Origin of the sequence: Ottowia thiooxydans DSM 14619 (assembly GCF_000422885.1) — a bacterium.
In the GTDB taxonomy this organism is placed as follows: domain Bacteria; phylum Pseudomonadota; class Gammaproteobacteria; order Burkholderiales; family Burkholderiaceae_C; genus Ottowia; species Ottowia thiooxydans.
In genome coordinates, this window is the sequence record NZ_KE383943.1 from 409,501 (window position 1) to 434,598 (window position 25,098).

Sequence of the window (25,098 nt, forward strand, 5' to 3'; positions counted from 1 at the left end):
CTTTTTCCTGCGGCTTTACTTACGGATGCGGGCCAGTTCGCTGTTGTAGAGCTTGACCAAAGCTGGGTCATACTGCGCAGCGAATTTTTCTATGACGGGTTGGGCGATCTGGCGCATGCGTGTTTGTTCGGCCGGGCTCACCACGTTGAATTGCGCGCCCTTGGCTTGCAGCTCGCCGACGGATTTCTGAGCAGCGGCGCGGCTGACTTGGCGCTGGTAGGAGCGAGATTCGTTAGCAGCTTCCTGCATCCATTTCTGTTCAGCTGGTGTGAGCGTGTCCCAGAATTTCTTGCTGACAAGGATGATGTTGGCTGCATAGACGTGGTTGGTTGCACTCACGAACTTCTGAACTTCGTAGAACTTGTTTGACAAGATCACGGCGAAGGGATTTTCCTGGCCGTCTACGGCTTTGGATTCGAGCGCACCGTACAACTCAGCAAAGGGCATGGGCACGGGGTTGGCTTTGAATGCCTTGAAGGTGTCCAGGAAAACAGGATTGGGAATTACGCGGATCTTCAGGCCCGCCAAGTCTTCGGGTTTGTTGATGGGGTGCTTGCTATTGGTGACATTGCGAAAGCCCAGATCCCAGTAACCCAGAGAGACCAAACCCTTCTCAGGCAGTTTGTCGATCAGAGCCTTGCCCAGCGGACCATCCAACAAGGCATCTGCCTGATCAAAGGTACTCACGGCGAATGGGAAGTCGACCACACCGAATTCCTTGACGATGCCGGCCAGCGAAGTGGTGGCTGGCGAATACATCTGCTGCACGCCGCCTTGCAAGGCTGATTGCTGTTGTTGCTCGTTACCCAGCTGGTTGGCAGGGAACTCTTGCACTTTCATCTTGCCGCCGCTTTTGGTGGCAAGAAGCTCGGAAAAGCGCTTCACACCGAAGCTCACAGGATGGTCTGTGTTGTTGAGGTGGCCGAAGCGGATCACGCGCTCCTGCTGGGCCCATACGGGGAAGGCGACGGCCACGCATAGGCTGGCGGCGGCAAGGCGGCTAAAGAGTTTCAAGGTGGTCTCCAGTGGTGAAGGAACGAAGAGGCGCGGCTAAGCCGTTGAACTGGATGTGATCGTATTGAAAGTGGAAAACTTTTCCATAATGGAATACCCTGCTGTTTTTGCTACAGTCTCCGGTTAGTTTCTAAGCCTCTGTGGCTGTGTAAACACATACTTAGATTCCCAAGGAGACATGATGAGCAGCGTGCTCGAACGAAGCTTTAAGGTTCTGGATCACCTCAGTGCCCACCCTGAAGGGTGCGCCCTGTCCTCGATCGCGAGCGAGCAAGACATCCCGCTTTCCGCCTGCCATCGCTTGCTCACTGAGTTGGTAAAAGGCGGTTATGTGCGCCAGGACCCGTTGGACGGCCATTACGTGCTGACCATGAAATTGGTTTCCATGGGCTTGTCCTTCCTCAGCAACTCCGGCGTGGTTGATGTGGCGCAGCCCCTGCTGGACCAATTGGCCACAGCTTCGGGCGAGCTGATCCGTTTGGGTGTAGTGGATGGTGACGAGCTTACTTTTGTGGCCAAAGCGCAGGGCGCTACCCATGGGCTTCGTTACGACCCGGATATGGGTTTGTCGGTGCCCCTGTGGTGCAGCGCTGCTGGCCACGCTTGGCTTTCGACCATGCCCGAAGACGCGGCAATGGCTTTGGTGGCGCGCAAGGGCTTGGGGAGCCCCACGAACTACGGCCCACAAGCGCCCACCACTATCAAGGGTGTGATGGCTTTTGTTGATCGCGCGCGCGCAAGGGGTTTCAGCACCATTGAGGAGGTGTTTGCACCTGGCATGAGCGCCATGGCCGCGCCGGTGCGTGGCCGTAATGGTGCCGCCATTGGTGTGGTCACCATTGCCGGCCCGGTGGTGAGGCTGAATGCGGCGCGAATGGAAGAGCTGGCACCGGTGTTGGTCGATGCCGCGAATGACGTAGCACGCGCCAGCCGCGGCTCGGCGCTGTTTCGAGCACGCAGCTGAGTGCTTGGAGCGTTCAGGTTTCCAACCTAGGACTTTAGGCATCAACCATGTCCGCAGGCGTCGCCGAGTAGGCCAGGGCATAGGTGGCGCGCTCAACTCCGGTGCAGGCCCCCATGGCTTCCAAGGCTGAGTCGCTGAGTTCCGAATCAGACAGTTGTTGCAATACATCGGCGTCGTATGCGCAAGCCAACAGCACCCAGTCCGCCACGCGGTCTGAGGCTCCGCGTACACGCTGCTCCTCGGTCTGTGCAATGGCTGGCGCTTCATGCCTTAGCAGGTGCAGGCCGGCCATGCCAGGTGCAACTGCGACACGGGCGCCCAAGGTGCGCAGCGCTTCCTGCAGGGCCTGTGCGCTGCCAGCTTGAGGGGACAGGCGCAGTGTGAGAACCTTCCTGGCGGTGGTGCCACCAAAACTCTCCATCACGCGGCATTGGCTGCGCACCATGTGGCGGTGGTGCGGCATCATGCGCACGGACCACGGTGAGGGCGCATTCAGCCGCGCCAGATAGTCAGGTGAACCTAACACGGCGTGGTTTTCCAGCTCGTACAGAACGAATATGCCCTCGCCGCCATCAGCGCTGACCCAGCGGCTCGCACGCTGAAAGCCAGGGATCGCCAGTCTCTCAGGGAAGTGCTCGTGAGCATGCCAGTGCGCAAACTCCGGGAGCGCTTGGGCTGCCATGTCCCACCACATGGCCAAAGCGGCCTTTCCTCGCATTGCCATGCAAACTCCTGAATTACTTGGCGCTGCGGATGCGTGCCAGTTCGGTGTTCACCTGCTGAACTACGCTTTCACCAATTTCCTTGGTGAATTTGACGGTCACAGGCTGCACTTTCTGGCGCAGACGGGCCACCTCCTCCGCACTCACCTCATTGACCTGCATGAGTTTGCGCAGCGCGTCCACAGATTGACCTTCCTTCTGCAGAGTGAGCTTGCGCTCTTCCAGTTTGGCTTCATCTGCGGCAGCTCGAATGATGTTGCGTTCCGCGGCTGACATGCCATCCCAGGTTTTCTTGCTCATGAGAAACGGCATGCCTGTATAGACGTGCCGTGTGAGCGAAAGGAACTTCTGCACCTCTGCAAACTTGGCTGATTCAATGACCGCCACAGGATTGTCTTGGCCATCTATGGCGCGCGACTCCAGCGCTCCATAGACCTCACCAAAGGTCATGGGAACGGGGTTGGCCCCCAGTGTGTTGAACAGATCAATGAAGATGGGCGAAGCAATCACGCGGATTTTCAGGCCCTGCACATCTTCGAAGCGAGTGATGGGCCGGCGGCTGTTGGTCATATGGCGGAAGCCCAGATCCCAGATACCCAGACCTATGGCGTCATGCTTGGCCAGATCTGCCAGCATTTGCGTGCCTACAGGGCCATCTGCAATGGCGTAGGCCTCCTGCGCGTTGTTGAACAGGAAGGGAAGATCGAACACCATGAAGCGCTTGTCGATGGAGGCGATAAGGCCGGTGGCCATGGATGTGAAGTCCAGTGTGCCACCGCGCACCGAAGCCAGGTTCTGTGGGTCTCCGCCCAGCACCGCATTGGGGAACAACGTGACCTTCATCTTGCCGCCACTCTTGCTCGCCACAGCGTCGGCAAATTTTTGCGCACCCATGCCCAGTGGGTGATCCTTGGCCAAACTGAAGGCGAAGCGCAGGTTGCGTTCTTTGATGTCTTGCGCTTGCGCAGCCGTGGTGGCGCCGAGCAGGGCAGCGGCGCTGATCATGGTGAGCAAAGCGCGGCGCGCGTGACGAAATGGGCGGGAATTGATCATGTTGTCTCCTGGCTTTTTGAATGGAAATCGCGTTCTCGGTAAATCAATATGAAAACGCGGGATGGGGCGATCCTGACATTTTCTTGAAAGGCTTTCAACTTTTTGATATCTTTCAAATTTTGAAAGCTCTGAAAGGCAGACCATGAGCGGTGCATTGGAGAAGTCGCTGGCAGTGCTTGAATACCTCGTTGATTACCCAGATGGCGCTCAATTGGTCCAGATTGCCACTGATCTGAACCAGTTGCGCAGCGGATGCCACCGCACCTTGCAGGAGCTGATCCGCTTTGGCTACGTGCGCCAACTCCCTACGCGTGGCGACTACGCACTCACCACCAAAATGGCGTCGATGGGGATGAGCTTCATGAGCAAATCGGGCGTGGTTGATATTGCCCAGCCCGTCATCAACCGGCTGGCGCAAACCACTGAGGAGTTGGTGCGTCTGGCCATCGTCGATGGAGAAAGACTGACACTGATGGCCAAGGCGCAGGGCGCACGCTCGGGCCTGCGCTATGACCCAGATATGGGGATTGATCTGCGCCTGTCCTGCAGCGCTGCCGGGCAGGCTTGGCTGATGACCCTGCCAGAAGACCTGGCCATCGAATACGTTACGCGCCAGGGTCTGGGCCAGCCGCGCCACTACGGTCCAGCCGCTCCCACCTCATTGCGCGCATTGCTGAAGCTTCTGGATGAGCACCGCGAGCGTGGTTACAGCGTGATCGAAGAGTCTTATGCGCCGGGCATGAGTTCCATGGCAGCCCCTGTGCAGCGCAAGGGCGGCCCGGCCACCGGCGTGATCGTGATCGCCGGCCCTGCCATGCGGCTTACCGCTAAGCGGATGCAGCAGTTTGGTCCCGCACTGCTGGCTGCGACGGAGGAGTTGGGTATTACGGGCGATGCTTCCCCGTTGCTGAAGTCAGCTAACGCGGGGACTTGGGGTAATGCGCCGGCCAAGCCCAAGCAGAGTCCGCGCCGAGGTTCATAAGAACCCACCAGGCTGAACGCAGGCGCCCTAAAGCTCGTCAAAGCGGGCTACGAGCGCGCTAAGTGGATGTACGAGCGTGCTATGCCGTGCCTTCATATTGAACTGAGCCTCGATCGCGGAGCCACAGCCGAACGAGATGCCGCTTGTGGTCAGGATCTACGGCATCGTCCACGAAGTCCGTGCGCGCATGACCAATGCTGCGATTGTTCACGAACTGGATTTGTCCTGGCTCCATCATGAAGTTCGATTGCAGATCTGCTTGTGAGAACAGTTCAGCCAGCTTTGCCATGGCCAGCTCAAGGCGGTCATCCAGAGCTTCTTCGCGCAACTTGTATCCGCCGCGGATGTTGTAGGTGGAATAGCGCGCCAGGGGGCGCCCCTGCTCGTCATCTTCAAAGACCGGGTTGGCGACGTAGGGTAGTTCGTCAGGGCCGAATTCGCGGTGACGGTCCCACCAGATAGGTTCATAAAGCCGCTCCAAGAGATCGGGATTTTCTTGCGCGAGTAATTCATGCAAGGTGTGAAAGCTCACCGCTTTGGATAAGCCGCCGGTTCTCGCCGCACGCAGGCAAAGCAAGCCTACGTAATCCGGCATGACAGTATTGAAGCAGTTGTCGTTATGAAAATTGAGATCCAGATTGGTGATGGTGGCTCGGATACCTGAGCCTGGCTTCATTTGAGATCCCACTCCTTCGTCACGCACATGGAACAGCATGGTGCCGCCGTAGGTTTGCTGCACCGGGCGTGACACCAGACTGGCCAGGAGCCAGTACGCCCGCGTGAGTTCATCTTTGCTGAAGCGCTCGACCGGCAAGCGGTCGACGACTGCAAACTTCGGGCCCGCGTCCAGATATTGGCGGCGCAGGTTGGAAGCGAAGACGCGGCATTGCGTCAAAGAGAAGTGTTCCGCAGAGAGCTCATGAACGGGCGTTTGTCGGCCAGCGGTCTCGTGAACAGCCGTCTCCAACTCGTTCCAGCATTCGGCGGGCAGCGGCACCAGCCATTGGTTGCGCGACAGGGTGTCGCGCGTCCAGGCGCCGTTCTCGGTTCCAGCAATGGTACTCATCGTTGGCCAGCGTCAATCTTGGCTAGCAGTGTCTTGAAGGCGCTGCGCTCGCTTCTCACAAACTCGCGGAACTGCTCCGGGCTGTTGCCCACCGGGATGAATCCGAGCTTCTGAAGTGCGCCGCGTACTTCGCTCTCACCTAGTACGGCCAGGACCTCCTGGTTCAGAAAATGCTGAGTCTCTGCGGGGATGTTGGCAGGTGCCATCAGGCCCATCCAGGTGGATTGGTCGAACCCTTTGACGCCTGATTCTGCGAGCGTCGGTACGTCGGGGTACTGGTCTACGCGTGCGGCGGTAGTGACCGCAAGCACCTTTACTTTTCCTGACTGTATGAAAGCACGCGCGGAAGGAATGTTGTCCACGCTCACCACGATTTGATCGCCCGAGGCCAGTGCCGTCAGGGCCTGTGTGCTTCCAGCGTATGGCACATGAGTCAGCTGTAAACCGACCTGGTCGAAGAAGGCCGCTGCAATGAGTTGCTGAGAAGTGCCCACGCCATTGGAGGAGTAGGCGTACTTGCCGGGTGGGGCGGCCCTCAGGTAGGCCACAAGATCTTTAACGGAGTCTATGTTCAGGCTTTTCGGCACTAGCAGCACCGAGGGCATGCGGATGAGCTGTGTGATGGGGGTAAAGCCCGTGTCCAGGTTGAAGTCCTCTCGTTTGTTGAGTGTGGGGAGCACGGCGAAAGCAGCCTGGGTGCCCAGGACGAGTTTGTAGGGGTCGCCTTTGGCTTGACCTACGTACTCGGTTCCGATCTGGCCGGAAGCCCCGAGTTTGTTTTCAATGACCACGGCCTTTCCCCAGCGCTCAGCAAGCGCTTTCCCCACAGCTCTAGCCAGTAGGTCGGCGGCTCCACCGGGGGCATAGGGCACCACGAGAGTGACTGGGCGGACGGGGTAGGTTTCAGCGGCCAGGGAGGGGGAGAATGCTGTGACGCTTGGGAGCAAAGCGGCCAAGGAAAAGCGAAGAACATCGCGGCGAACGTAAGGCATGGCAGGTCTATCGATGACTTGAAAATAGGAAATTTTCAAGCGCCGATGGGCCAGTTCAAACGACTAAATCTGATTTTGCTTATGCCGTTTTGTAGGTTCCATTCTTGGATCGTGAGCTGGATCCAAGCAATTGAGCGAGGTACCCCACGGCATCGCGAGACAATCTTTCAGGGAAACTCGAACCCTGAAGTGAGCGCAACGAATATCCAGACCGCACCTGCTCCTAACCAAAGAATCACCCCATAAACCAAAACGCGTTTGGTCTTGCTGGCCTGGGTTCTTTTAAGCTTGACATCGTTGAATCCGGCGAGAAGAAAGCTAGCGGACCAGAGCATGCCGGCCCAGATAACGGAAGGCCAAAAAAGGTCCTTTCCCTTCCAGTCGTTGATGTCCCCAAAGAGTGGGTAGTGCAACGGATAGGTAAGGTAGTAGAGCCCGAAGCCCAAGGCACCCATGCTGAGCAATCCTAGCGCGCCAGCAACCAGGCAGGCAATGATGGAATATTTCATTAGATGTTTGCCACTGCTTGGGTAAAGGGTTTAGGGACCTGGACACATTTCGGTGTCAGCATCTCCAGTTTAATGTGCTGTTGCGTTAATGCTGGTCCATAAAACCGCGTCTTCGTGCTCATGCCAACGCAGCAAATTCTCTCGTTGTCAACCCGGTTTGCGCTTTTCCCAACGCTCTAAGATCATGAGTACTTTCTAACTGGTCAATTGCGTTCCGGGCTGGCAGAGTAGGGGCCAGGCTCTGACGAAACTCTGGAGATGTACTTGCCATGAAGTTGATCAAAACGACCAAAGCGCGCGAAGCATTGTCTGATCGATCCAGCTTATCCATGAGCCAACGGCGCGTGTTGATCCTGTGCGATGGGAAGCGCTCGCGCCAGCAGATAGTCAGCTGGCTGGGTACCGGTACCATGCTTGTGATGGACGGCTTGTTTGCTGATGGCTACCTTGCGCTCTCCAACTCTCCTGTTAGCAGTGTGTCTGCTGTCTCGTCAGTCATCAGTGATTCAGCACTGGCCGAGTTGGATGATCAGTTGGGCTCTGCATCTGACTCGCTTCAGAAAAACAATGGCTTTCGGGGGGCGCGATACGGGAGCTGACTTCCATTGCACCCTCCTCATGAAGACTCCATGAAAATCGCATTCGTTGGTGCGGGCCGACTCGCCCAGACGTTGGCCGCCGCGTTTCACCGCACCGAAATCGAAGTCGTGGCGGTCTTCAATCGTTCAAGGCCTGCTGCTGAATCGCTTGCGACTATGGCTGGTGCCTGCAAGGTTTGCGAGACGCCACAACAAGCGGCTGATATGGCGGATCTTGTCTTCATCACAGTGTCTGATGACGCCATCGGCACTGTGGTTCGCCAAGTGAATTGGCGCCAAGACCAGTGTGTGGTTCACTGCAGTGGGGCGAGTGAGGTTTCGGTGCTGGAACCCGCAGCCGTGCAGGGCGCTGCGGTAGGTGGGTTCCACCCGTTGCAGATTTTTTCCGATCCCACCATTGCATTGCCACGCGTTGCGGGCAGTAGCGTGGCAATAGAAGCTGAAGGCTCTTTGGAGCTCGAACTGAACAGGCTTGCAGCGGCGGTAGGTTACCGCGTGATCAAGCTACCGCCAGGCGCTCGGGGCCGCTATCACGCTGCGACGAACTACGCCGCAAGCTTCATGCTCTCTTTGCTTCGGGAGGCGTGTGACCTGTGGAATAGCTTTGGCGTGAGCGATCAAGAGGCGCTCGCGGCGCTGCTTCCTTTGACACGTGGCACCTTGGACGCCGCCACTGCCAAAGGTTTGGCAGGTGCGATGGCGGGGCCGATCTCCAGAGGCGATGCGTCAGTGGTTGCCCTGCATTTGCGTGAACTGGCCGAGCTGGGTGAAGACACTGTGGATTTCTATCGCAGCGTTTCCATGCGGCAGTTGAGGCTCGCTAGAGACAAAGGGCATCTGGATAACGCCGTGCTCGAACGACTGGACAAGACCTTGCGCGAATCCTGAAGCCTGTGAGAGCTTGATTCGGCACGCCGGACGCCGAGCGTTGTTTGCCAAAGGGGATTGTTATTTCATACAATGAAAGAAATTTCATTGAATAAAATAATGACAACGCTTGCTGAAGACTCGTTGGTCGCTCATCTGAAAGCTCAGTCCAACCGTACAGTTCCTGCCGATACCCGCCAGCGTGTGGCGCAGGCCCTGCTGGATTGGTTCACCGCCGGATGGTCTGGTAGCGCAATGGCTTTGGCCGCACCTTACCGCGCTGTGGCAACCGCCGCGTTTCCTGGCCTTGGGAATTCGCCGGTATTCGGCGCAGGCGCGCTCTCCCCACTTGGCGCGGGTTTTGCCAATGCAGCCATCGCCCACTTGCGGGAGATTGATGACGCGCACCGCGCCGCCATGCTTCACCCAGGGGTGGTTTCCATCTCTCCAGTGCTGGCGCTTGCGGCCGAAGGATCTCTCACGCGGCGCCAAGCCATTGCGGGGATGGTGGCGGGCTATGAAGTTTCGTTGCGCCTCGGTGAGGCGCTGGGCACGCGACACGCATCCTTATTTCATGCCACGGCCACTGCGGGGGCGGTGGGAGCGGCTGCGGCCACTGCAGTCACCCTCGGGCTTCCAACGGAGCAATTGCATCATGCCCTTGGCATTGCAGCTACTCAATCTGCCGGCTTATGGCAGTTGGTCGACGACGATGCGCATGAGTCCAAATCCTTGCACCCGGGCTTTGCTGTTCGAAACGGCATGATGGCCGCATGGGCTGCGCAAGCTGGGCTACCGGGCGCTCGAGCTTTCTTTACTGGTAAGCGAGGCATGTATGCCCTGCTGGCAGGGGAGGGGCCTCTTTCTGCCATCGATGTGGGCGATGGCCTTGGTCTGCATGAGGGTGACCGGCTCAACACGACCACTATCAAGGCGTGGCCCAGTTGCGCTCAAATCTTCACGCCGCTGGATGCGATGCGGGCGCTGATGGACGAACACCATTTCGTGGCCTCAGATGTTGAGGTGATTGATGTCACGATTTTCCCCCATGCGCTCAAGATCGCTGGGGTGGGCTGGCCTGTGAGAGCATCAGAGACACCATTCAGCCTGCGCTACGTTCTAAGCGCTTTGTTGTTGAAGGGGCGCTTGGGCATTGATGAGATGGAAGCCCCTGATTTGGCCAACCCGGCGTTGATAGCCCTCGGCGAGAAAATTCGAGTCACGACAAGCGAAGAGTTCCAGAAGAGTTTTCCGGAGCGGCGGCCCGCGGAGGTGAGTGTTGCGCTTAAAAACGGCCGGCGTCTGACTGCCAAGCGCGAGCTTCGCCGCGGTGATCCGGAAGACCCCTTTAGTTGGGATCAATTGCAGCAGCGCATGCGGGCTTTCGCGCCCGCGATGAGCGATGCCACGGCGGCCCGCGTCACAACCTGGTGTGAGGCGTTTGCCGATCCGGCGCGTGACGATGAACGCTGCAATCCTGACCCCTTGCTTTTCGTGAGCTAGGCTACTCCGGCTGTATCCCTGCGCCTCGAATAATCTCACCGTATTTTTTGGCTTCGCTGGCCTGGAATCGTGCCATTTCTTCGGGGCTGGAGGTGGACGACGCAGTCCCGCTGGGCTTGTAGAACGCCGCGTCGGCAGATGCACTCTTGGCGGCACGTGCGAATAGTTCATTGAGCCGTTGCTTGATATCTGCCGGTAGATTGGCAGGCCCCCATACCCCGAACCAGTGCGTGACGTTGTAGCCTGGGAACGTGTCCGCGATGGGGGGAACATCTGGCAGCAAAGGCGATCTTTGCGCGTTCGTGACGGCCAGCGCGCGTACTCTTGCGTCGTTGATGAACGGAATCGCTGTACCGGTGTCAACCACCATCATCTGCGTTTGGCCTGCCATCAAATCGGCAATGGCCAGCGGATTTCCCTTGTAGGGGATGTGAGTCATCTTCAGGTTCGCCTTCTGTAGAAAGGCTTCGCTGCCTACACGGCTTCCGGAGCTGCCGCTGGCGAAATTAAGTTTGCCCGGATTCTTGCCCGCATACTCGATCAACTCCGCGACGGTTTTAACAGGAAGGTCCTTGTTGACGATCAACACCTGCCAACCCTGCCCCAGGGTGGTGATGGGCGAAAAATCCTTGACGGGGTCGTAGGGCAGCTTTTTGTAGAGGAACTCATTCGCCGCATGTGTCGTGGTACCTCCGATCAACAGGGTGTATCCGTCGTTCGGTGAGGTCGCCACGCTCTGTACCGCCAACATTCCGGCAGCTCCGGCGCGGTTTTCCACCAGGACAGGTACCTTGATTTCCGCAGTGATCGCCTGTGCAATGGCGCGAGCCAATTGATCGGTGCCGCTTCCCGCAGAAAACGGGACCAACAGGCGGATGGGCTTTTCGGGGAAGTTTCGGGCGCTTGCCGGCTGAGCCTGCAGTGTTGTCGCGCTCAAGTACATGGCGGCCGTTGCCGGGAAAAAATGGCGTCTTTTCATTTTGTCTCCTGATAATCAAAATCAATGCAACCGAGTGCGGCAGGTACAGCCTATGGGGAGTCTTGGCCGCGCAGCAGTTCGATCTGATGGCCTGGAACCGTGATGCGCATGTCCAGCAGCAGGAACGACAGGCTCTTGCCATGCGAGTCCAGATTCATAGACCGGTTGACGCCGCCGTCCAGGACGTCATCAAGAACAAAATTCATGGCATGCAGGTTCGGCAGCAGGTAGCGCCGCACCGCGCTGGGCTTGCGGGCGGCGAACACATCGCGTACCCGCTCCGGCGTGACTTCGGCGACCAGTGTCTCGTAGAGCGCAGGGGCCCATGCGATGAGGCTGATGTTCGAGCGGTTTCCTTTGTCACCTGCCCGGCCATGCGCCACACGGTACAGCGGAACTTCGATGGTTGGGCTGGTCATTGCAGCATCTCGTAGGTGGAGGGAACAGCCGTGCGTGGCAAGAAGCAGGGGAGTGTGTCGAGCCGGCTACGCAAGGAGGTGCGCACACCGCCGCCTCCTGCTGGCCCGCAGGTATAAAGCGCCGTCACTTCACGCCCGATGCGATCAGCAATGGATTGGTCGTCATGCACGCCAGCAATGCGCAAGCGAACGTCGCAAGCATGCGTCGGTGGGAGGGCGGCCAAGCTGTGGCCTCGATCATCCGCCAGGATGCTCATGACGCCGATGAGGTCTATCCGCAAATCCAGCAAGTGCCCCATCCGTTGTCGAACGATGTCTGCCGCGAGCCGCGCCCGCGCTTCTGCTCGCGGCCCTGCATACGAGATTTCACCTTCTCCAAGCCAGCCGCCTTCCTGGCATACCAATACCTTCAATTGTTCCGGCCAGGGGCGGCCTCGTATGCCGCGCAGTTGGACTCGATCTGCGCCCAAGTCTTCCACCGAGCATTGAGTGAGATCAGCGATTCCATCCGGTGCGACATAGGCGCTCGGATCGTCGATTTCGTACAGAAGCTGTTCCTTGACGGTGGCCGGCGTCACGAACCCGCCCGTCTCATCCGCTTTGCCAATCACGCAATCGCCGTGCTCGTCGATTTCGAGGATCGGGTAGCCCAGTCGATCCAAGCCGGGGACATCCTTGAAACCAGGGTCGGCAAAATACCCTCCCGTGATCTGTGTCCCGCATTCCAGCAAATGGCCAGCCATGAGCCCGCGAGCTCGGCGAGTCCAGTCGTCTCGTCGCCAGCCATAGTGGGCAAGCAGAGGACCTAGCGTGAGGGAGGAGTCCGCGACTCGCCCTGTCACCACGATGTCCGCTCCATCCTGAATGGCATCCGCAATGCTGTCAGCCCCTAGGTAGGCGTTGGCCGCAACCATACGGCTTTCATTGAACGCCGAGCCCAACGCTTGGCGAAAAACAGGCCGATGTTCAATGCCGGAGACGTCGTCACCGATAACCACCGCGATTCGCGGTGGGGCCAAACCTGATTCTTTGGCCATCTCTCGAATCCGGAGCGCGGCAGCCCGGGGGTTGGCGGAGCCGAAGTTGCCGACAATACGGATTTTGTGCGCCAGGCAGCGCGCAAGCACGGGCTGCAGAATCTGCTCAAGCCATGGGTCGTATCCGGCATCCGGCTGTTTGCGCTTGGCGAGTTGTCCCAGCGCAAGCGTGCGTTCTGCCAGCGTTTCGTAAATCAGAAACGAAGGTCGTTGGCGTCGAATCAGGGTGTCGACGACGGGTGGTGCGGCATCCCAGCGATCACCAGAGAATGCGGATGCAGCGCCAATCAGCACGGGGTCTACGGGCTTCATTGCGAAGGCCCGAAAGGCAGGTCAGATAAGCAGGGTGGCGTCATTCCCTCACTTTAGGAGCGCCTCCTGAACCTGTCCAACTCAAGATTCAGATGAGCCGATTCGTTTTTCAGATTCGGATAGTGCGACTTCCCGGATGTGGGTCGCCAAGGACCTGGCCATGGGCGACGGCGGGTGGGTTCTATGAAAAACCAGCGCGATATCGCGCGATAGGGCGCCATTGGCAATGGGGCGCAATACCAGCGCAGAGCCGACAAAATGCTGTCGAAGGCTCACTGGAATGACACTGATGCCACCACCACTTTCGACCAGTGCACGAATCGTATGGATATGGTCGACCTCGTGCGCAAGCTGAAGTTGATCGGGGTAAAGCGCGGCGTCTATGAGTCGCCTTGTCATGCGCCCCTGGCCGTAGTGAACGAATGGATAAGCGGTGAGGTGGCGCAGTTCGATCTGATGCAAGCTCGCCAGGGGATGGTCAGACCGGCAGAGCAATTCGAAGGGTTCACGAAACAAATGCTCGGCGAATAAATGGCTTGGCAGTGAGTCAATGGCCGTCACGGCAAAATCAGCCTTTCTGGCATTGACCAGTTCAATGCACTCGAGTGGATGAGCGACTCGCAGGTCCAGCTGCGCTTTTGAGTTTTTGGATTGAAAATCCGCCAATATGGGAGGCAGGAATCCATAGCTGAGCGTCACCATCGCGGCGATCGTTACTATCTCCGTTGCCAGCGAACGAGCTTGGAATTCGCGAATGTGCCTGTCGAAATGCGCCAATGAAGTATTGGCGATCTCGGCGAAATGCTCGCCTGCAGATGTCAGTTGAAACTGTGGACTGGAGCGGTCTACCAGCTCAACACCGAGAGTGGTTTCCGTCGAGCGCACCATGGCGCTGAAGGCTGGTTGTGACAGACAGAAGGCCTTGGCTGCTTTCGTGAAATTGCGGTATTCCACCAAAGTCAGGAATGCCCGCATGTGTCGGGTTGAGATATCCATCTGGAGGTGAGGCGATATGCTTGAACAGGTATCCCATCAACGCTGGACTTCTGCGTGGGGCTCGGAACTCGACGCCTTGGTGCGAGGTGTGCGCCATGCAGGTACTCATCAAGGCCCGGGGCGTACATCCGTTGATGATTGTGTCAGAAAGCCATGCTGCGCCAGTTGCTCGCGCGCATAGGCCACGCCTGATAGCTGTGCAGCCTCGGGGTGCCGCGAGGCCAGGCCAATCACCACCAGTGCTCCCAGGAACTGGCCATCCCCTTCAAACACCGGCAATGCAATGGATGCCATTTCGGGCACGCGCTCGGCTCGGGTGAGCACAAAGCCTTGCTCCTGAATCTGCCTGATATGAGGTGTGGGCGAACCGGTGTAGTGCAGCAGGATATGGGCGGAAGCGCCGCCTGAAGCCAGGTCGCGGCGGGTGCCAGGCTCCACATGGTGGCGAACTTCGTTGTGCGTGATCTCTCGATAAAGACAGACGCGTTCATCGCCGCTGCGCACATAGAAGGCGGTGGTTTCTCCCGTGCGCTGCATCACAGCGTGGAGCACCGGCTGCAGGCGACTTCCCAGATCGAAGCTGTTTCGATAGAGCATGCCCATGTGCAGGAGGGCAGGGCCTGGCGAGTAGTGGCCGCTTTCAGAGCGTTGGACCATGCGCGCTTTCACCAGCACGCCAAGCAACCGCAAAAGCGTGGCTTTGTCCAGGCCTGTGCGATCAGCGAGCTCGCGCAATGACAGGCGCAAACGATCTTCGCTGAACGCTTCGAGAACGGAGATCCCGCGCTCCAGTACGCCAATGGGAGGGGTGGGGCGCGATGCCGTGTCGATGGGGGTGTCTGCGGACGAGGAAGCACGGCGAATCATGGTTTTGCCTTAGTTGACGGGTGGGGCTTCATCTTTTATAGTTCGTTTATTAAAACGCATTTTATTCAATGAAATGAAAATGGACCTGACTTTCTGCGTATGAGCATGAACACGCTCTGAAAGCCAAAGTTGGCTTTTTACGCGAATTGCAGCGCCTCATTTCTTGAATTCGGATTTTTAGCCTCCCTCCACGCATCTCTCCAGGTTCGTGGATTCATTTCCTTTCAATTCCTATCCACCATGCCCGTTTCAGTTTTTGACATGCAATCGCTCCAACATCTTTGGGGCACGGAAGAGCTGCGCAACATTTTTTCTGAGGGAAACCGCATTCAGAAGTGGCTGGATTTCGAGTCGGCACTGGCTGCCGCTCAGGCTGAAATGAAGATAATCCCGGAGGCCGCCGCGAAGGAAATAGCGGAGAAATCGCATGTGGCCAATATCGACATTGCAGCTATGTCCGCGGAGATCCGCCGCATCAAGCACTCACTGGTGCCCGCTCTTAAACAACTGCAGGCAGCTTGTTCCAAGGAAAACGGCGAGTGGGTGCACTATGGCGCGACCACGCAAGACGTGGTGGATACCGGTGTGGCCTTGCAACTCAAGGAATTCCACGCGGTGGTGATGCGTGACATGAAGGCCGTGGGGCTCGAGCTCTCCCGCCTGGCTGTGGCTAATCGAGACGTTCCCATGGCGGGCCGTACACACGGCGTGCAGGCATTGCCCATCACGTTCGGCCACAAATGCGCCCTCTGGCTGGATGAGCTCGGTCGCCACCATGAGCGCCTTGTTCAGGCTGAGCCGCGCGTGCTGGTGGGCATGCTGGCGGGCGCGGTGGGCAGCCAGGCTTCGCTCGGCCCCAAGGCTCAGGAATTGGAGGAGCGAGTGATGGCCAAGCTGGGCCTGGGCTCTCCGGCCATCAGCTGGGCGCCCGCGCGCGACCGCTTCACGGAATACACCACCGTGCTGGCGATGATCGGTGCCACGCTCTCCAAGATCGGCAATGAGCTCTTCAACATGCAGCGCAATGAGTTCGGCGAAGTCGAAGAAGGCTTCTCCGAAGGCAAGTTGGGTTCATCCACCATGCCGCACAAGCGCAACCCAACTTCGGCTGAGAACCTGGCAGGGCTTTCGCGCCCGCTGCGATACAACGCCGCGATGATGATGGAGGGCATGGTGCAAGAGGGCGAGCGCGATGGTATTGCCTGGAAGATGGAATGGAAGGCTGTACCCGAGTGCTGCATGATTGCCGGCGCCATGCTGTTCCAGGCAAAAAACCTCCTGGCTGGCTTGAAGGTCAAGCCCGATGTGATGGCCGCCAACCTTGACAAGATGCGCGGCTACCTGCTCTCCGAGCGCGTGATGCTGGAACTGAGCGAGCGGCTTGGGAAGCAGACCGCGCATGAATGGATCTACGAGGCCTCTATGCACGGGATAGAGAACAAACTGGCCTTCGCAGATGCCATGCGCCAGCACGAAGGTCTTGGCAAAGCGCTTTCGGATGCAGAGATCCTGGATTTCACAGATCCCACTGCTTACCTCGGCCAATGCGCCGCTTCCGTCGACCGCGTCGTGGCACAGCAGAGTGGCTGGCTGAACCGCTGAAGTTCTTCCTCTTCCGACTAATTACGCCTGGAGACAAAACACTATGAAAACTCTCGTTTCACGCCGCGGTCTTGTGGCTATGGCATTAAGCGTTTGCGGCGCCGTTTCGGCTCTTTCAGTGGCTGCACCGGCTGCTGCTGCCTATCCGGAGCAGCCCATCAAGCTGGTCGTCGGTTTTCCTCCGGGCGGCGGCGGCGATCTCTATGGACGCATGATCGCCCAGGCCCTCAGCAAGAGCGTAGGGCAGACCGTCGTGGTTGATAACAAGGCGGGCGCCGGCGGAAATATTGCGGCTGATATCGTGGCCAAGTCAAAACCCGATGGCTACACACTCCTGCTGGCGATGAGCGGTAATCTGGCGGTCGCGGCCGCTACCAAGCCGCAGAGCATCCCCTACAAGGTGCCGGATGATTTCGCACCCATAGGCCTCATTCTGGAGGCGCCGCACGGGCTGTTCGTGGCACACAATTCGCGATTCAAAACCGCCAAGGAATACCTTGCTGCAGCTAAAACACAGAAACTGAGTTTTGCTTCCACGGGCACCGGCGCAGCGGCGCACATTGGCATGGAGATGGTCAAGCAGGCTGCGGGCGTTGATATCCTGCACGTGCCCTATAAGGGTTCCGGCCCTGCCATCACAGATATGCTGGGTGGCCAGGTAGACGCCTTCTTTGCTACGGCTTCGCCGCTGGTCGGCCAAGTGCGTCAGGGCCAATTGCGCCTGCTCGCCATAACCGGTGAGAAGCGCAATGCCGCCATTCCCGATGTGCCTACCTTCAAAGAGCTGGGCCTGAACATTCCGGTCACTCAGTGGTATGGTCTGGTTGCGCCTGCTGGCACGCCCGAGCCTGTGGTCAAGTTCCTTGCTGAGCATCTCAGCAAGGCTCTGAGTACCGCAGAGGTGCGTGACGCTATCCGCAAGGATGCCGCCACGGAGCGCGACTTACCCCAAGACCGTTTTCAAAAATTCATTCTGGAAGACATCGCTCGCTATAAGAGCGCCCTGACTCCTGCACTGCTTAAGGAAATTACTCAATGAGCTATGAAACCCTGATCTCCGTTGACCAACTGATCAAACTGCGCGAAGGCGCTACGCCCGCCCTGGTGATCGATTGCAGCTTCGAATTGACGGATCTCACCGCAGGACGGCGCGCCTATGACGCTGGCCACGTGCCCGGGGCCGTGTTCGTGGATCTGGAGCACACCATGAGTGCGGAGAAAACCGGCAAGAATGGCCGGCACCCTCTGCCTTCCAAAGAGGCCTTCGTGCAATCGATGGCTGCATTGGGCTTGAACGACGATACCCAGGTGATCGCTTACGACAACGCAGGTGGCATGTACGCGGCCCGCTTGTGGTGGATGCTGCGTTGGGTAGGCCACTCGTCTGCCGCGTTGCTGGATGGCGGCGTCGCTGCCTGGAAAGCCGCCGGCCACTCGCTGGAAACTGCGGCGCCCGCACCCTTGGCCAAGGGAAACTTCAGCCTGCGTCCCACGCTGGTCAGCACCGTGGACTACGAAGCTGTGAAAGCCAATATCGACACCAAGCAACAGCTGGTGCTGGATGCCCGTGCTCCGGATCGTTTCCGTGGCGAGAACGAAACGCTGGATCCCATTGGAGGCCATATCCCAGGTGCCCGCAACCGCTTGTTCCGGGACAACCTGGCCGCCGATGGGCGCTTCAAACCGGCTGAGCAATTGCGCCAGGAGTTCGATGCAGTGACAGGCGGCAGGCCCGCTACTGAGTTGATCAGCCAATGCGGCTCGGGCGTGACAGCCAGCCACAACCTGCTGGCCATGGAAATCGCTGGCCTCAAGGGCGCAGCGCTCTACCCTGGTTCCTGGAGCGAGTGGAGTGCGCAGCCAGGTGCGCCCATCGCCACCGGATCGAACTAGGGCGTGTTCACACTAAATTCGCCCTTCAATGGTGTGGTGCTTTCAGCGCGTCACACCACGTAAGTTGCCGATGATTGGTATAAGAACGTGTTTGCAATATGTGGCAAACACGTTCCAGGATATGCAATGACCTCTTCAGCCGCGTTTCTTCCGCATAGCTCCCATTGGGGCGTGTTCACTGCTCGTGCGGAGGGTGACACCGTTGCAGTTCGTCCCTATCCTGGCGATCCAGATCCCAACCCCATCCTGGACAACTTCACCAACGCGCTCCGGCATCGCGCCCGAGTGACCACGCCCATGGTTCGGCGTGGTTGGTTGGAGCGCGGCCCCGGTCCGGATGCCACCCGCGGAAGCGATGATTTCGTCGCAATGCCTTGGGCGGAGGTGCTTGATCGCCTTGCGGCTGAGTTGCAACGAGTCAAGGACACCTATGGCAGCGGCGCCATCTTCGGTGGCTCTTATGGATGGTCAAGCGCTGGGCGCTTCCATCATGCTCAAAGCCAGGTGCACCGATTCCTTAATACCGCGATGGGCGGTTATGTCCGTTCGGTTAATAGCTATAGCGCGGGTGCCTCTGCGGTGATCTTGCCGCATGTGCTGGGCAGCATGGAGCAGGTTGCGCGTAACAACGTGACCTGGGAGCAGATCGTTGAGCATTCCGAGGTCGTGCTTGCGTTCGGTGGCATGGCGCTCAAGAACTCCCGCGTGGCTTCGGGCGGTATCAGCAAACACATTGAGCGCAGCTCCATGCGGGATGCGGCTCGGCGCGGTTGCCGATTCGTATCTTTCAGCCCGCTGAAAAGCGATATGCCTGACGAGGCTGGTTTTGAATGGTTCCCTGTCAGGCCGGCCACCGACACCGCGCTAATGCTGGCGCTCGTGCACTCGCTGGTACGTGATGGGCTGCACGATCGGGCTTTCATCGACCAGTATTGCGATGGCTGGTCGACTTTCGAGGATTACCTGATGGGCCGCACCGATGGGGTGGCCAAGTCTGCCGCATGGGCAGCGCCAATTTGCGATATCTCTGCCGAACAGATCGAGGCGCTGGCGAAGTCACTCCCCGGCAAGCGCTGCCTGGTGGTAGTGGCCCATTCATTGCAGCGCGCTGAGCACGGCGAGCAGCCGGTATGGATGGGGGCTGTACTTGCTGCTGCCCTAGGCCAATTGGGCCTGCCAGGTGGTGGGTACAACTATGCGCTGGGCACCCTGGCGCATTACGGCAAGAGAAACAACTCGGTTCCGGCAGGCGCGTTGCCCCAGGGCGGAAATGGGATCAGGGAATTCATCCCGGTGGCCCGAATTACCGACATGCTGTTGAACCCTGGCCAGCCTTTTGATTACGACGGCAAGCGGCGCAACTATCCACACATCAAGATGGCCTACTGGGCAGGGGGCAATCCGTTCCATCATCACCAGGATCTGGCTCGGCTGGCCGAAGGCTTTCGGACGCTTGATACCTTTGTCGTGCATGAGATCGCCTGGACGGCCACGGCGCGCCACGCGGACATCGTTCTGCCTTGCACCATGACCCTTGAGCGTGAGGACATCGGCGTTACACCGACCGATCCCGTGATGGTTGCCATGCATCGCATTGCCGAGCCCAACGGGCTGGCGCGCGATGACTACGATATCTTCACTGATTTGGCTGAGCGTCTTGGCAAGCGCGAAGCTTTCACGGAAGGCCGAGACACGCGCCAGTGGCTTGCTCATCTGTATGAACGCACTCGCCAGGGGTTGCAGGACCAGGGACTTGAAGCCCCCAGCTTTGATGAGTTTTGGGCGCGGGGAAACATGGATTTACCGATAGGGCCGGACGACGGCGGCATGCTCCGCGCGTTTCGCCAAGACCCCGTAGCCAACCCGCTGCCCACGCCCTCTGGCAAGGCGCAGATTAGCTCTCCTACAGTGGCGAGCTTTGGTTATGCGGACTGCCCGGGTCATCCCGCCTGGCTGCCTGCCAAGGAAGTGCCGAACAGCGACTACCCGTTGTGGCTCGTGGCCAATCAGCCGGCCAGCCGCTTGCACAGTCAGCTGGACTTTGGCGCCCATAGCCAGTCCACCAAACGCCAACAACGCGAAGTTTGCACGCTCCATCCTGACGCTGCGGCCGCGCGCGGCATCGCGGAAGGCGATGTGGTTCGTCTGTTCAATGCGAGGGGTGCGTGCTTGGCGTCTGCAGTTTTGTCCTCCGACATGCGTGCCGATGTGGTTCAGCTGCCCACAGGCGCCTGGTATGATCCGGTGATCCAGAAAGACGGCAAGCCTCTTTGTGTGCACGGAAATCCCAACGTGCTCACCCAGGACGTGGGCACTTCGTCCTTGGCGCAAGGATGTTCAGGTCAACTGGGCATCGTGCAGATCGAAAAATTCAACGGTACGCTGCCACCAGTTCGTGCGTTCGAGCCACCGGCTGCTCAGACTGTTTGAACCGGGTAGGGCGGGCTTGGTATCTTCAATGATGCCAGCGGCTTTGTTCCCTATTGATGGCTGCGTTCGGTGCTTCGTTGAGTACTCATACCGACATGCTTCCGAAAATACAAATCCGTTCGGGCTGAGCTTGTCGAAGCCTTGCGCAACGCTTAGACAGGCTCAGAAGGTGTGAACGAATCCCTCATGCCCGCCTTGGCCGCCAAAAACCACCCGCTCGGCGTTGCAAATGCTCGCCATAGCCCGAGCTATGCCTGCGCTTTGCGCCTTGATCGGGCGGCGTTTGACGACCCTCGCGGCCACGCCGGATTCATTCACACCTTCTCAGCCCGAACCGTGGTTTTGATTGAACCCCTCTCGCCGCTCGGCACAAACCATCGACCCTGGGCACAATTGGTATCCATCGATTGAACGCAATTCAGTGCTCAGGCGTGCCCGTCATTTCTGAGCATCCGCTGGCACCCAGCTAGGATGTGTTGCTCAGCGTCGCGTGCCGCGTCGGCTTTACTTCCCGCCGCGATGGCTTCGTAGATCCGGCGATGCTCACTCAATGATTTCCGCATATTTCCCGGATGGTCGAAGTTCTGCCTGCGGAACAGATGCAACTCCTTGACGAAGTCAGAGTAAACGCGAACGGCTCGTTTGCTGCCGCAAAGGGCCGTCACTGCGGAGTGGAAGTCAAGGTTCAGGTCGTAGTACCTCCCACTATCAGCTGCTTCGGTGGCCGCGTCCATCTCATCGATCAGACCTCGGAGTCGCTCCACGTCTTTAGTGGAACGTAGTTCGGCTGCGCTGCCGGCAATGAATCCGAATACAACAGCTCTGAGTTCCGAGATTTCGACCATCTCCCCCACGGTCAACTCGCGAACATAGACCCCCCGGTTGAGAACCGGTGTTACCAATCCGAAGCCCGTAAGAATTCGGATGGCTTCTCGAATCGGCCCGCGGCTAACCCCCATTCGTGCGGCCAGAGCGACTTCATTCAGGCGCTCCCCCGGTTTCACGTCTCCTCTGTAGATCAATTCTTTGATGCTCTCCGCTACCCGCAGCGGCAAGCTTGTGTCTGGCCGCTGGGAAGGTACCTCAGCATCACCGGCACTTGATCGAGCCTCGTCGGGAATAACTGCCATACAAGAACACCTTTTTTGGGATGAGAAAGCGTCACCTAGGGTTAACCCCGAAGATGATCCTCATGAAAAGTGACTACACTTTATTTAAAAGTGAAGTCACTTATTTTAAAACTGTGTTCAATCATAGCCCCATGACTCCTGAATCGAGCAGAACCAACCCAGCTTCCAAGGCCAATAAGCCGAGGATCGCTGTGATTGGCGCTGGCGGCACGATCAGTACCCTCAGTGAGCTCGGATCTCTCGATCTGGTGAACTACATGGCATTTGGCTCCATGCTGAGTGTTGAAGAGGTGTTGTCTGCCGTGCCGGAGGCTGGGCATTTTGCAGATGTCGTTCCAGTTCCGTTCAATACCGGTTCTTCCACTTCCTGGGGGTACCCCGAGTGGCACTCGTTGGTGCAATTGATCAACTGCCTGGAGCAAGATCACGGCCCTGTAGATGGCATCGTCATTCTTCATGGCACGGGAACTCTGGAAGAGACAGCATACTTTTTGAACCTCTGCCTCAAGAGCCCTAAGCCCGTGGTGTTCACTGGCTCTCAACGGCCCTTGAGTGCCATCTCCTCAGACGCACCCTTGAATCTGGTGAACGCGTTACGGGTCGCTGGAAGCCCCGATGCGCGTGGCATGGGAGTGCTTGTTTGCCTGAATGACGAGATCCATGCGGCGCGCGATGTCGTCAAGGGCGCGACTTCGCGGCTACATGCCTTTCGGACTCCAGACTTCGGACTTCTTGGTGAGGTCAATGGGGACGGTGTGAACTTCTACCGGCGTCCTGTTCGCAGGAATTACCCGGAAAGCGAATTCGACATCGGATCGCTGGACGCTCTGCCGCGAGTGGACATCGCCTATTCCTACGCAGGTGAAGATGGGCAGGTCGTGCGTGCTTTGGCCGCGGCTGGCGCGCAAGGGCTCGTCGTGGCAGGGTTCCCCGGGGGGCGCCTTTCTCCTGCTCAACGAGAGGCATGCTTACAGGCGATCGACGCGGGGGTGGCGATCGTCGTCTCTACTCGCGCGGGCTCTGGTCGCGCTCACCTTGCCCAGGATTTGACACAAGGCGGCATGGTCGCAGCCGACAACCTGAGTCCGCAGAAAGCTCGAATTCTGCTGGCACTCGCGCTCACCGTCTCTCGTGAAAAAACCGAGCTTGAACGAATCTTTGCCCGCTACTGATTTGAACCAACCCTTAGGAGAAAGCATGTTTGGATTTAAACGTCGCTCGCTCATGGTCGCCTTGACTGGCGTGCTCATGGCTGTTCCCGCGCTGGCCGCCTTCCCGGACAAGCCCATTAAACTGGTCGTACCCTATCCTGCAGGGGGATTGACGGACATTCTGGCTCGAACCATTGCCCATTCGATCACCCAAAGCAGTGGCCAACCCGTGGTGGTGGACAACCGCTCAGGAGCCAATGGCGCCATCGGCGCCGTGGCGGTCGCCAGGGCGGCGCCAGACGGTTACACCGTGCTGGTCTCGAACACTGATACGCACGCCATCAATCCCTTCATCTACAAGAAGCTGGCTTACGACCCAGTCAAGGACTTCGAGCCTGTCAGCCTCTTTGCGACGGTGCCTTTCGCGTTGGTCGTTGGCAAAGCAAACCCAGCGAGTGCTGATTTCAAGAGCTTCGTGGCCGCTGCCAAGGCAAAACCCCGGGCTTTGACCTTCGCTTCCTGGGGAGTTGGCAGCGCGTCGCATCTGGGGATGGAATTGGTGTCCACGGCGCTGGGCGTGACGCTTCATCACGTTCCATTTTCAGGACAAGCACCTGGCATTCAGGCTGTCCAGGCCGGACATGTGGATGCCATGATGCTGCAACCCGGAGGCGCTGATGCCGCAGCCCGATCAGGGACAGCGAAGGTATTGGCCGTGACCTCTGACAAAAGATTGCCGCTCCTGCCAGACGCACCCACATTACGTGAACTCGGCGTAGATGTGGTAACTGGAAACTGGTTCTCCATTCATGTGCCAAAGGGAACGAAGCTTGATGTCATCAGCCGCATCAATCAACTTGTGAAAGATGCATTGTCTGATCCCAAGGTTCAGGAAACCTTCCGGGCGCAGTCGGCCATGCCTGAATCTTCAACGCCTGATCAGCTTGGGAGCTATGTGCTCTCCGAGCAGCGTCGCTGGGGAGCCATTGCGCGGTCCGTGAGCGCCAGCCTCGATTAAGGAGCCCAGGGCTTTGCGCATAGGAAAAATGCCGGCCGATGGCTTTTGATACCTGACACACTCCCGGAAATTTCTAAGGATATGGAGCTGGTGCGATGACATTCGCCACAACCGACGATGGGGTCGAGCTGTACTACGAGTTAACGGGTACAGGTACGCCTATTCTTTTTATCCACGAGTTCGCCGCAACCCAACAAAGCTGGGAGGCACAGGTCAGGCATTTCAGTCGAGGGTACGCGTGTCTTACGTACAACGCTCGCGGCTATCCTCCGTCGCAAGTGCCGCCAGATGCCGCGTCCTATTCCCAATCGCGTGCCGTGCAGGATGCGATTGCGGTACTTGACCATGCCGGGATCGATAAGGCCCACATCGTGGGTCTGTCGATGGGTGGATTTGCCGCTTTGCATATGGGGCTCGACTATCCCTCCAGAGTTAGATCGCTGTGCGTCGCTGGAGCTGGGTACGGCGCGGAGCCGGATAAAGCGGAGAGCTTCCGGCGCGAAACCAGAAGCACGGCAGCCTTGCTTTTGGAGCAAGGTGTTCCTGTGTTCGCGAAGAAGTATTCAAGGGGACCCACGCGCCTGTCCTTTGAGCGCAACGATCCTCGTGGGCATGCTGAGTTCGAAGGCGCCCTTGCCAAACTCTCAGCGCTTGGTCTGGCCAATACACAGCTCGGAATTCAGCTGAAAAGGCCTTCGCTGTACGACCTGAGAGATCGGCTTGCAAAGTTAAACCTGCCCACTTTGATCTTGAATGGCGACGAAGACACACCTTGCCTGGGACCTGCGCTCATGCTCAAAGCCACGATGGCTTCGGCAGCTATGAGCGTCATACCCAACTGTGGGCACACCATCAATCTGGAAGCGCCTGATGAGTTCAATCGAATCCTCACCAGTTTCATGACTGCGGCTGATAGCGGGCGCTGGCCTGTTCGTACGTATTCCTTGGCCACTACTCACGCTACAGGCATGGCCTCCTGATAGTGGCTGCTGA

General features: G+C 58.4%; 24 protein-coding genes. 12 read left to right on the forward strand and 12 right to left on the reverse strand.

Annotated elements, in window-relative coordinates:
* Positions 1-15: 15 nt before the first annotated feature.
* Positions 16-1,014, reverse strand: a complete 999-nt coding sequence (locus tag G518_RS0131150) for a TRAP transporter substrate-binding protein (protein ID WP_028605813.1) — start codon at positions 1,012-1,014, stop codon at positions 16-18.
* Between the two features lie 181 nt (positions 1,015-1,195).
* Here G518_RS0131150 and G518_RS0131155 point away from each other — a divergent pair, with 181 nt between their 5' ends.
* Positions 1,196-1,978, forward strand: coding sequence for an IclR family transcriptional regulator (locus tag G518_RS0131155; protein ID WP_028605814.1), 783 nt, complete (start codon positions 1,196-1,198; stop codon positions 1,976-1,978).
* 34 nt (positions 1,979-2,012) lie between these two features.
* Here the strand turns inward: G518_RS0131155 and G518_RS0131160 are convergent, their stop codons facing one another.
* Both G518_RS0131160 and G518_RS0131165 read right to left on the reverse strand, forming a co-directional pair.
* Positions 2,013-2,702, reverse strand: a complete 690-nt coding sequence (locus G518_RS0131160; RefSeq protein WP_028605815.1) for a hypothetical protein — start codon at positions 2,700-2,702, stop codon at positions 2,013-2,015.
* A gap of 13 nt (positions 2,703-2,715) precedes the next feature.
* The gene (locus G518_RS0131165; protein WP_084652415.1) at positions 2,716-3,753 is read right to left on the reverse strand and encodes a TRAP transporter substrate-binding protein; all 1,038 of its coding nucleotides are present in this window, start codon (positions 3,751-3,753) and stop codon (positions 2,716-2,718) included.
* 142 nt (positions 3,754-3,895) lie between these two features.
* On the opposite strand from G518_RS0131165, the gene G518_RS37820 reads away from it, so the two are divergent.
* A complete protein-coding gene (locus tag G518_RS37820) occupies positions 3,896-4,735 on the forward strand; it encodes an IclR family transcriptional regulator (protein WP_036596648.1) in 840 nt (279 codons plus the stop codon).
* 79 nt (positions 4,736-4,814) lie between these two features.
* On the opposite strand, the gene G518_RS0131180 is transcribed toward G518_RS37820, so the two are convergent.
* The 3 genes from G518_RS0131180 to G518_RS38965 form a co-directional block, all read right to left on the reverse strand.
* Positions 4,815-5,801 (reverse strand): TauD/TfdA family dioxygenase, encoded by a 987-nt coding sequence (locus G518_RS0131180; RefSeq protein ID WP_028605817.1) that lies wholly within the window; start codon positions 5,799-5,801, stop codon positions 4,815-4,817.
* Complete coding sequence (locus G518_RS37825) at positions 5,798-6,793, reverse strand: Bug family tripartite tricarboxylate transporter substrate binding protein (RefSeq protein WP_036596651.1); 996 nt, start codon at positions 6,791-6,793, stop codon at positions 5,798-5,800. Before G518_RS37825 ends, G518_RS0131180 begins: the two co-directional genes overlap by 4 nt.
* 167 nt (positions 6,794-6,960) lie before the next feature.
* Complete coding sequence (locus G518_RS38965; RefSeq protein WP_051237601.1) at positions 6,961-7,302, reverse strand: hypothetical protein; 342 nt, start codon at positions 7,300-7,302, stop codon at positions 6,961-6,963.
* A gap of 269 nt (positions 7,303-7,571) precedes the next feature.
* Between G518_RS38965 and G518_RS0131195 the strand changes: the two genes are divergently transcribed.
* The 3 genes from G518_RS0131195 (at position 7,572) to G518_RS0131205 (ending at position 10,271) form a co-directional block, all read left to right on the forward strand.
* Positions 7,572-7,901, forward strand: a complete 330-nt coding sequence (locus G518_RS0131195; RefSeq protein WP_028605818.1) for a hypothetical protein — start codon at positions 7,572-7,574, stop codon at positions 7,899-7,901.
* A gap of 30 nt (positions 7,902-7,931) precedes the next feature.
* Positions 7,932-8,789, forward strand: a complete 858-nt coding sequence (locus G518_RS37835; RefSeq protein ID WP_036596653.1) for a Rossmann-like and DUF2520 domain-containing protein — start codon at positions 7,932-7,934, stop codon at positions 8,787-8,789.
* Between the two features lie 99 nt (positions 8,790-8,888).
* Positions 8,889-10,271 carry an MmgE/PrpD family protein gene (locus G518_RS0131205; RefSeq protein ID WP_028605819.1) on the forward strand — a complete coding sequence of 461 codons (1,383 nt, stop codon included), beginning with the start codon at positions 8,889-8,891 and terminating at the stop codon, positions 10,269-10,271.
* Between the two features lies 1 nt (position 10,272).
* Here the strand turns inward: G518_RS0131205 and G518_RS0131210 are convergent, their stop codons facing one another.
* The 5 genes from G518_RS0131210 to G518_RS0131230 form a co-directional block, all read right to left on the reverse strand.
* Positions 10,273-11,250, reverse strand: a complete 978-nt coding sequence (locus G518_RS0131210) for a Bug family tripartite tricarboxylate transporter substrate binding protein (protein ID WP_028605820.1) — start codon at positions 11,248-11,250, stop codon at positions 10,273-10,275.
* Positions 11,251-11,300: 50 nt separating this feature from the next.
* Positions 11,301-11,669 carry an AtuA-related protein gene (locus tag G518_RS0131215; protein WP_028605821.1) on the reverse strand — a complete coding sequence of 123 codons (369 nt, stop codon included), beginning with the start codon at positions 11,667-11,669 and terminating at the stop codon, positions 11,301-11,303.
* Positions 11,666-13,018, reverse strand: a complete 1,353-nt coding sequence (locus tag G518_RS0131220) for an acyclic terpene utilization AtuA family protein (RefSeq protein WP_028605822.1) — start codon at positions 13,016-13,018, stop codon at positions 11,666-11,668. Before G518_RS0131220 ends, G518_RS0131215 begins: the two co-directional genes overlap by 4 nt.
* Positions 13,019-13,099: 81 nt before the next feature.
* A complete protein-coding gene (locus tag G518_RS0131225; protein ID WP_084652417.1) occupies positions 13,100-14,014 on the reverse strand; it encodes a LysR family transcriptional regulator in 915 nt (304 codons plus the stop codon).
* A 108-nt stretch (positions 14,015-14,122) separates the two neighbouring features.
* Entirely contained in the window at positions 14,123-14,881 is a 759-nt protein-coding gene (locus G518_RS0131230; protein ID WP_084652419.1) for an IclR family transcriptional regulator, read from the reverse strand.
* A gap of 240 nt (positions 14,882-15,121) precedes the next feature.
* On the opposite strand from G518_RS0131230, the gene purB reads away from it, so the two are divergent.
* The 4 genes from purB to G518_RS0131250 all read left to right on the forward strand — a co-directional run bounded on the left by purB (position 15,122) and on the right by G518_RS0131250 (position 20,806).
* Entirely contained in the window at positions 15,122-16,483 is a 1,362-nt protein-coding gene (gene purB / locus G518_RS0131235; protein ID WP_028605825.1) for an adenylosuccinate lyase, read from the forward strand.
* 43 nt (positions 16,484-16,526) lie between these two features.
* Positions 16,527-17,522, forward strand: a complete 996-nt coding sequence (locus G518_RS0131240; RefSeq protein WP_028605826.1) for a Bug family tripartite tricarboxylate transporter substrate binding protein — start codon at positions 16,527-16,529, stop codon at positions 17,520-17,522.
* Entirely contained in the window at positions 17,519-18,376 is an 858-nt protein-coding gene (locus G518_RS0131245; protein WP_028605827.1) for a sulfurtransferase, read from the forward strand. The genes G518_RS0131240 and G518_RS0131245 overlap by 4 nt, the downstream gene beginning before the upstream one ends.
* Before the next feature lie 126 nt (positions 18,377-18,502).
* Positions 18,503-20,806, forward strand: a complete 2,304-nt coding sequence (locus G518_RS0131250) for a molybdopterin guanine dinucleotide-containing S/N-oxide reductase (RefSeq protein ID WP_028605828.1) — start codon at positions 18,503-18,505, stop codon at positions 20,804-20,806.
* A gap of 425 nt (positions 20,807-21,231) precedes the next feature.
* Here the strand turns inward: G518_RS0131250 and G518_RS0131260 are convergent, their stop codons facing one another.
* Positions 21,232-21,936 (reverse strand): GntR family transcriptional regulator, encoded by a 705-nt coding sequence (locus G518_RS0131260; RefSeq protein ID WP_051237602.1) that lies wholly within the window; start codon positions 21,934-21,936, stop codon positions 21,232-21,234.
* Positions 21,937-22,067: 131 nt separating this feature from the next.
* On the opposite strand from G518_RS0131260, the gene G518_RS0131265 reads away from it, so the two are divergent.
* The 3 genes from G518_RS0131265 to G518_RS0131275 all read left to right on the forward strand — a co-directional run bounded on the left by G518_RS0131265 (position 22,068) and on the right by G518_RS0131275 (position 25,085).
* Complete coding sequence (locus tag G518_RS0131265; RefSeq protein ID WP_051237630.1) at positions 22,068-23,108, forward strand: asparaginase; 1,041 nt, start codon at positions 22,068-22,070, stop codon at positions 23,106-23,108.
* A gap of 25 nt (positions 23,109-23,133) precedes the next feature.
* Positions 23,134-24,105, forward strand: coding sequence for a Bug family tripartite tricarboxylate transporter substrate binding protein (locus G518_RS0131270; RefSeq protein ID WP_051237603.1), 972 nt, complete (start codon positions 23,134-23,136; stop codon positions 24,103-24,105).
* A gap of 95 nt (positions 24,106-24,200) precedes the next feature.
* Positions 24,201-25,085 carry an alpha/beta fold hydrolase gene (locus tag G518_RS0131275; RefSeq protein WP_028605833.1) on the forward strand — a complete coding sequence of 295 codons (885 nt, stop codon included), beginning with the start codon at positions 24,201-24,203 and terminating at the stop codon, positions 25,083-25,085.
* The last annotated feature ends 13 nt before the right edge of the window (positions 25,086-25,098 follow it).

Coding starts and splice junctions, on each gene's coding strand:
- G518_RS0131260 (WP_051237602.1), bottom strand. CDS start 21,936: ATGGCAGTTATTCCCGACGAGGCTCGATCAAGTGCCGGTGATGCTGAG.
- G518_RS0131165 (WP_084652415.1), bottom strand. CDS start 3,753: ATGATCAATTCCCGCCCATTTCGTCACGCGCGCCGCGCTTTGCTCACC.
- G518_RS0131275 (WP_028605833.1), top strand. CDS start 24,201: ATGACATTCGCCACAACCGACGATGGGGTCGAGCTGTACTACGAGTTA.
- G518_RS0131220 (WP_028605822.1), bottom strand. CDS start 13,018: ATGAAGCCCGTAGACCCCGTGCTGATTGGCGCTGCATCCGCATTCTCT.
- G518_RS0131240 (WP_028605826.1), top strand. CDS start 16,527: ATGAAAACTCTCGTTTCACGCCGCGGTCTTGTGGCTATGGCATTAAGC.
- G518_RS0131270 (WP_051237603.1), top strand. CDS start 23,134: ATGTTTGGATTTAAACGTCGCTCGCTCATGGTCGCCTTGACTGGCGTG.
- G518_RS0131205 (WP_028605819.1), top strand. CDS start 8,889: ATGACAACGCTTGCTGAAGACTCGTTGGTCGCTCATCTGAAAGCTCAG.
- G518_RS37835 (WP_036596653.1), top strand. CDS start 7,932: ATGAAAATCGCATTCGTTGGTGCGGGCCGACTCGCCCAGACGTTGGCC.
- G518_RS0131215 (WP_028605821.1), bottom strand. CDS start 11,669: ATGACCAGCCCAACCATCGAAGTTCCGCTGTACCGTGTGGCGCATGGC.
- G518_RS0131160 (WP_028605815.1), bottom strand. CDS start 2,702: ATGGCAATGCGAGGAAAGGCCGCTTTGGCCATGTGGTGGGACATGGCA.
- G518_RS0131180 (WP_028605817.1), bottom strand. CDS start 5,801: ATGAGTACCATTGCTGGAACCGAGAACGGCGCCTGGACGCGCGACACC.
- G518_RS38965 (WP_051237601.1), bottom strand. CDS start 7,302: ATGAAATATTCCATCATTGCCTGCCTGGTTGCTGGCGCGCTAGGATTG.
- G518_RS0131245 (WP_028605827.1), top strand. CDS start 17,519: ATGAGCTATGAAACCCTGATCTCCGTTGACCAACTGATCAAACTGCGC.
- purB (WP_028605825.1), top strand. CDS start 15,122: ATGCCCGTTTCAGTTTTTGACATGCAATCGCTCCAACATCTTTGGGGC.
- G518_RS0131265 (WP_051237630.1), top strand. CDS start 22,068: ATGACTCCTGAATCGAGCAGAACCAACCCAGCTTCCAAGGCCAATAAG.
- G518_RS0131155 (WP_028605814.1), top strand. CDS start 1,196: ATGAGCAGCGTGCTCGAACGAAGCTTTAAGGTTCTGGATCACCTCAGT.
- G518_RS0131195 (WP_028605818.1), top strand. CDS start 7,572: ATGAAGTTGATCAAAACGACCAAAGCGCGCGAAGCATTGTCTGATCGA.
- G518_RS0131230 (WP_084652419.1), bottom strand. CDS start 14,881: ATGATTCGCCGTGCTTCCTCGTCCGCAGACACCCCCATCGACACGGCA.
- G518_RS37825 (WP_036596651.1), bottom strand. CDS start 6,793: ATGCCTTACGTTCGCCGCGATGTTCTTCGCTTTTCCTTGGCCGCTTTG.
- G518_RS0131250 (WP_028605828.1), top strand. CDS start 18,503: ATGACCTCTTCAGCCGCGTTTCTTCCGCATAGCTCCCATTGGGGCGTG.
- G518_RS0131210 (WP_028605820.1), bottom strand. CDS start 11,250: ATGAAAAGACGCCATTTTTTCCCGGCAACGGCCGCCATGTACTTGAGC.
- G518_RS0131225 (WP_084652417.1), bottom strand. CDS start 14,014: ATGGATATCTCAACCCGACACATGCGGGCATTCCTGACTTTGGTGGAA.
- G518_RS37820 (WP_036596648.1), top strand. CDS start 3,896: ATGAGCGGTGCATTGGAGAAGTCGCTGGCAGTGCTTGAATACCTCGTT.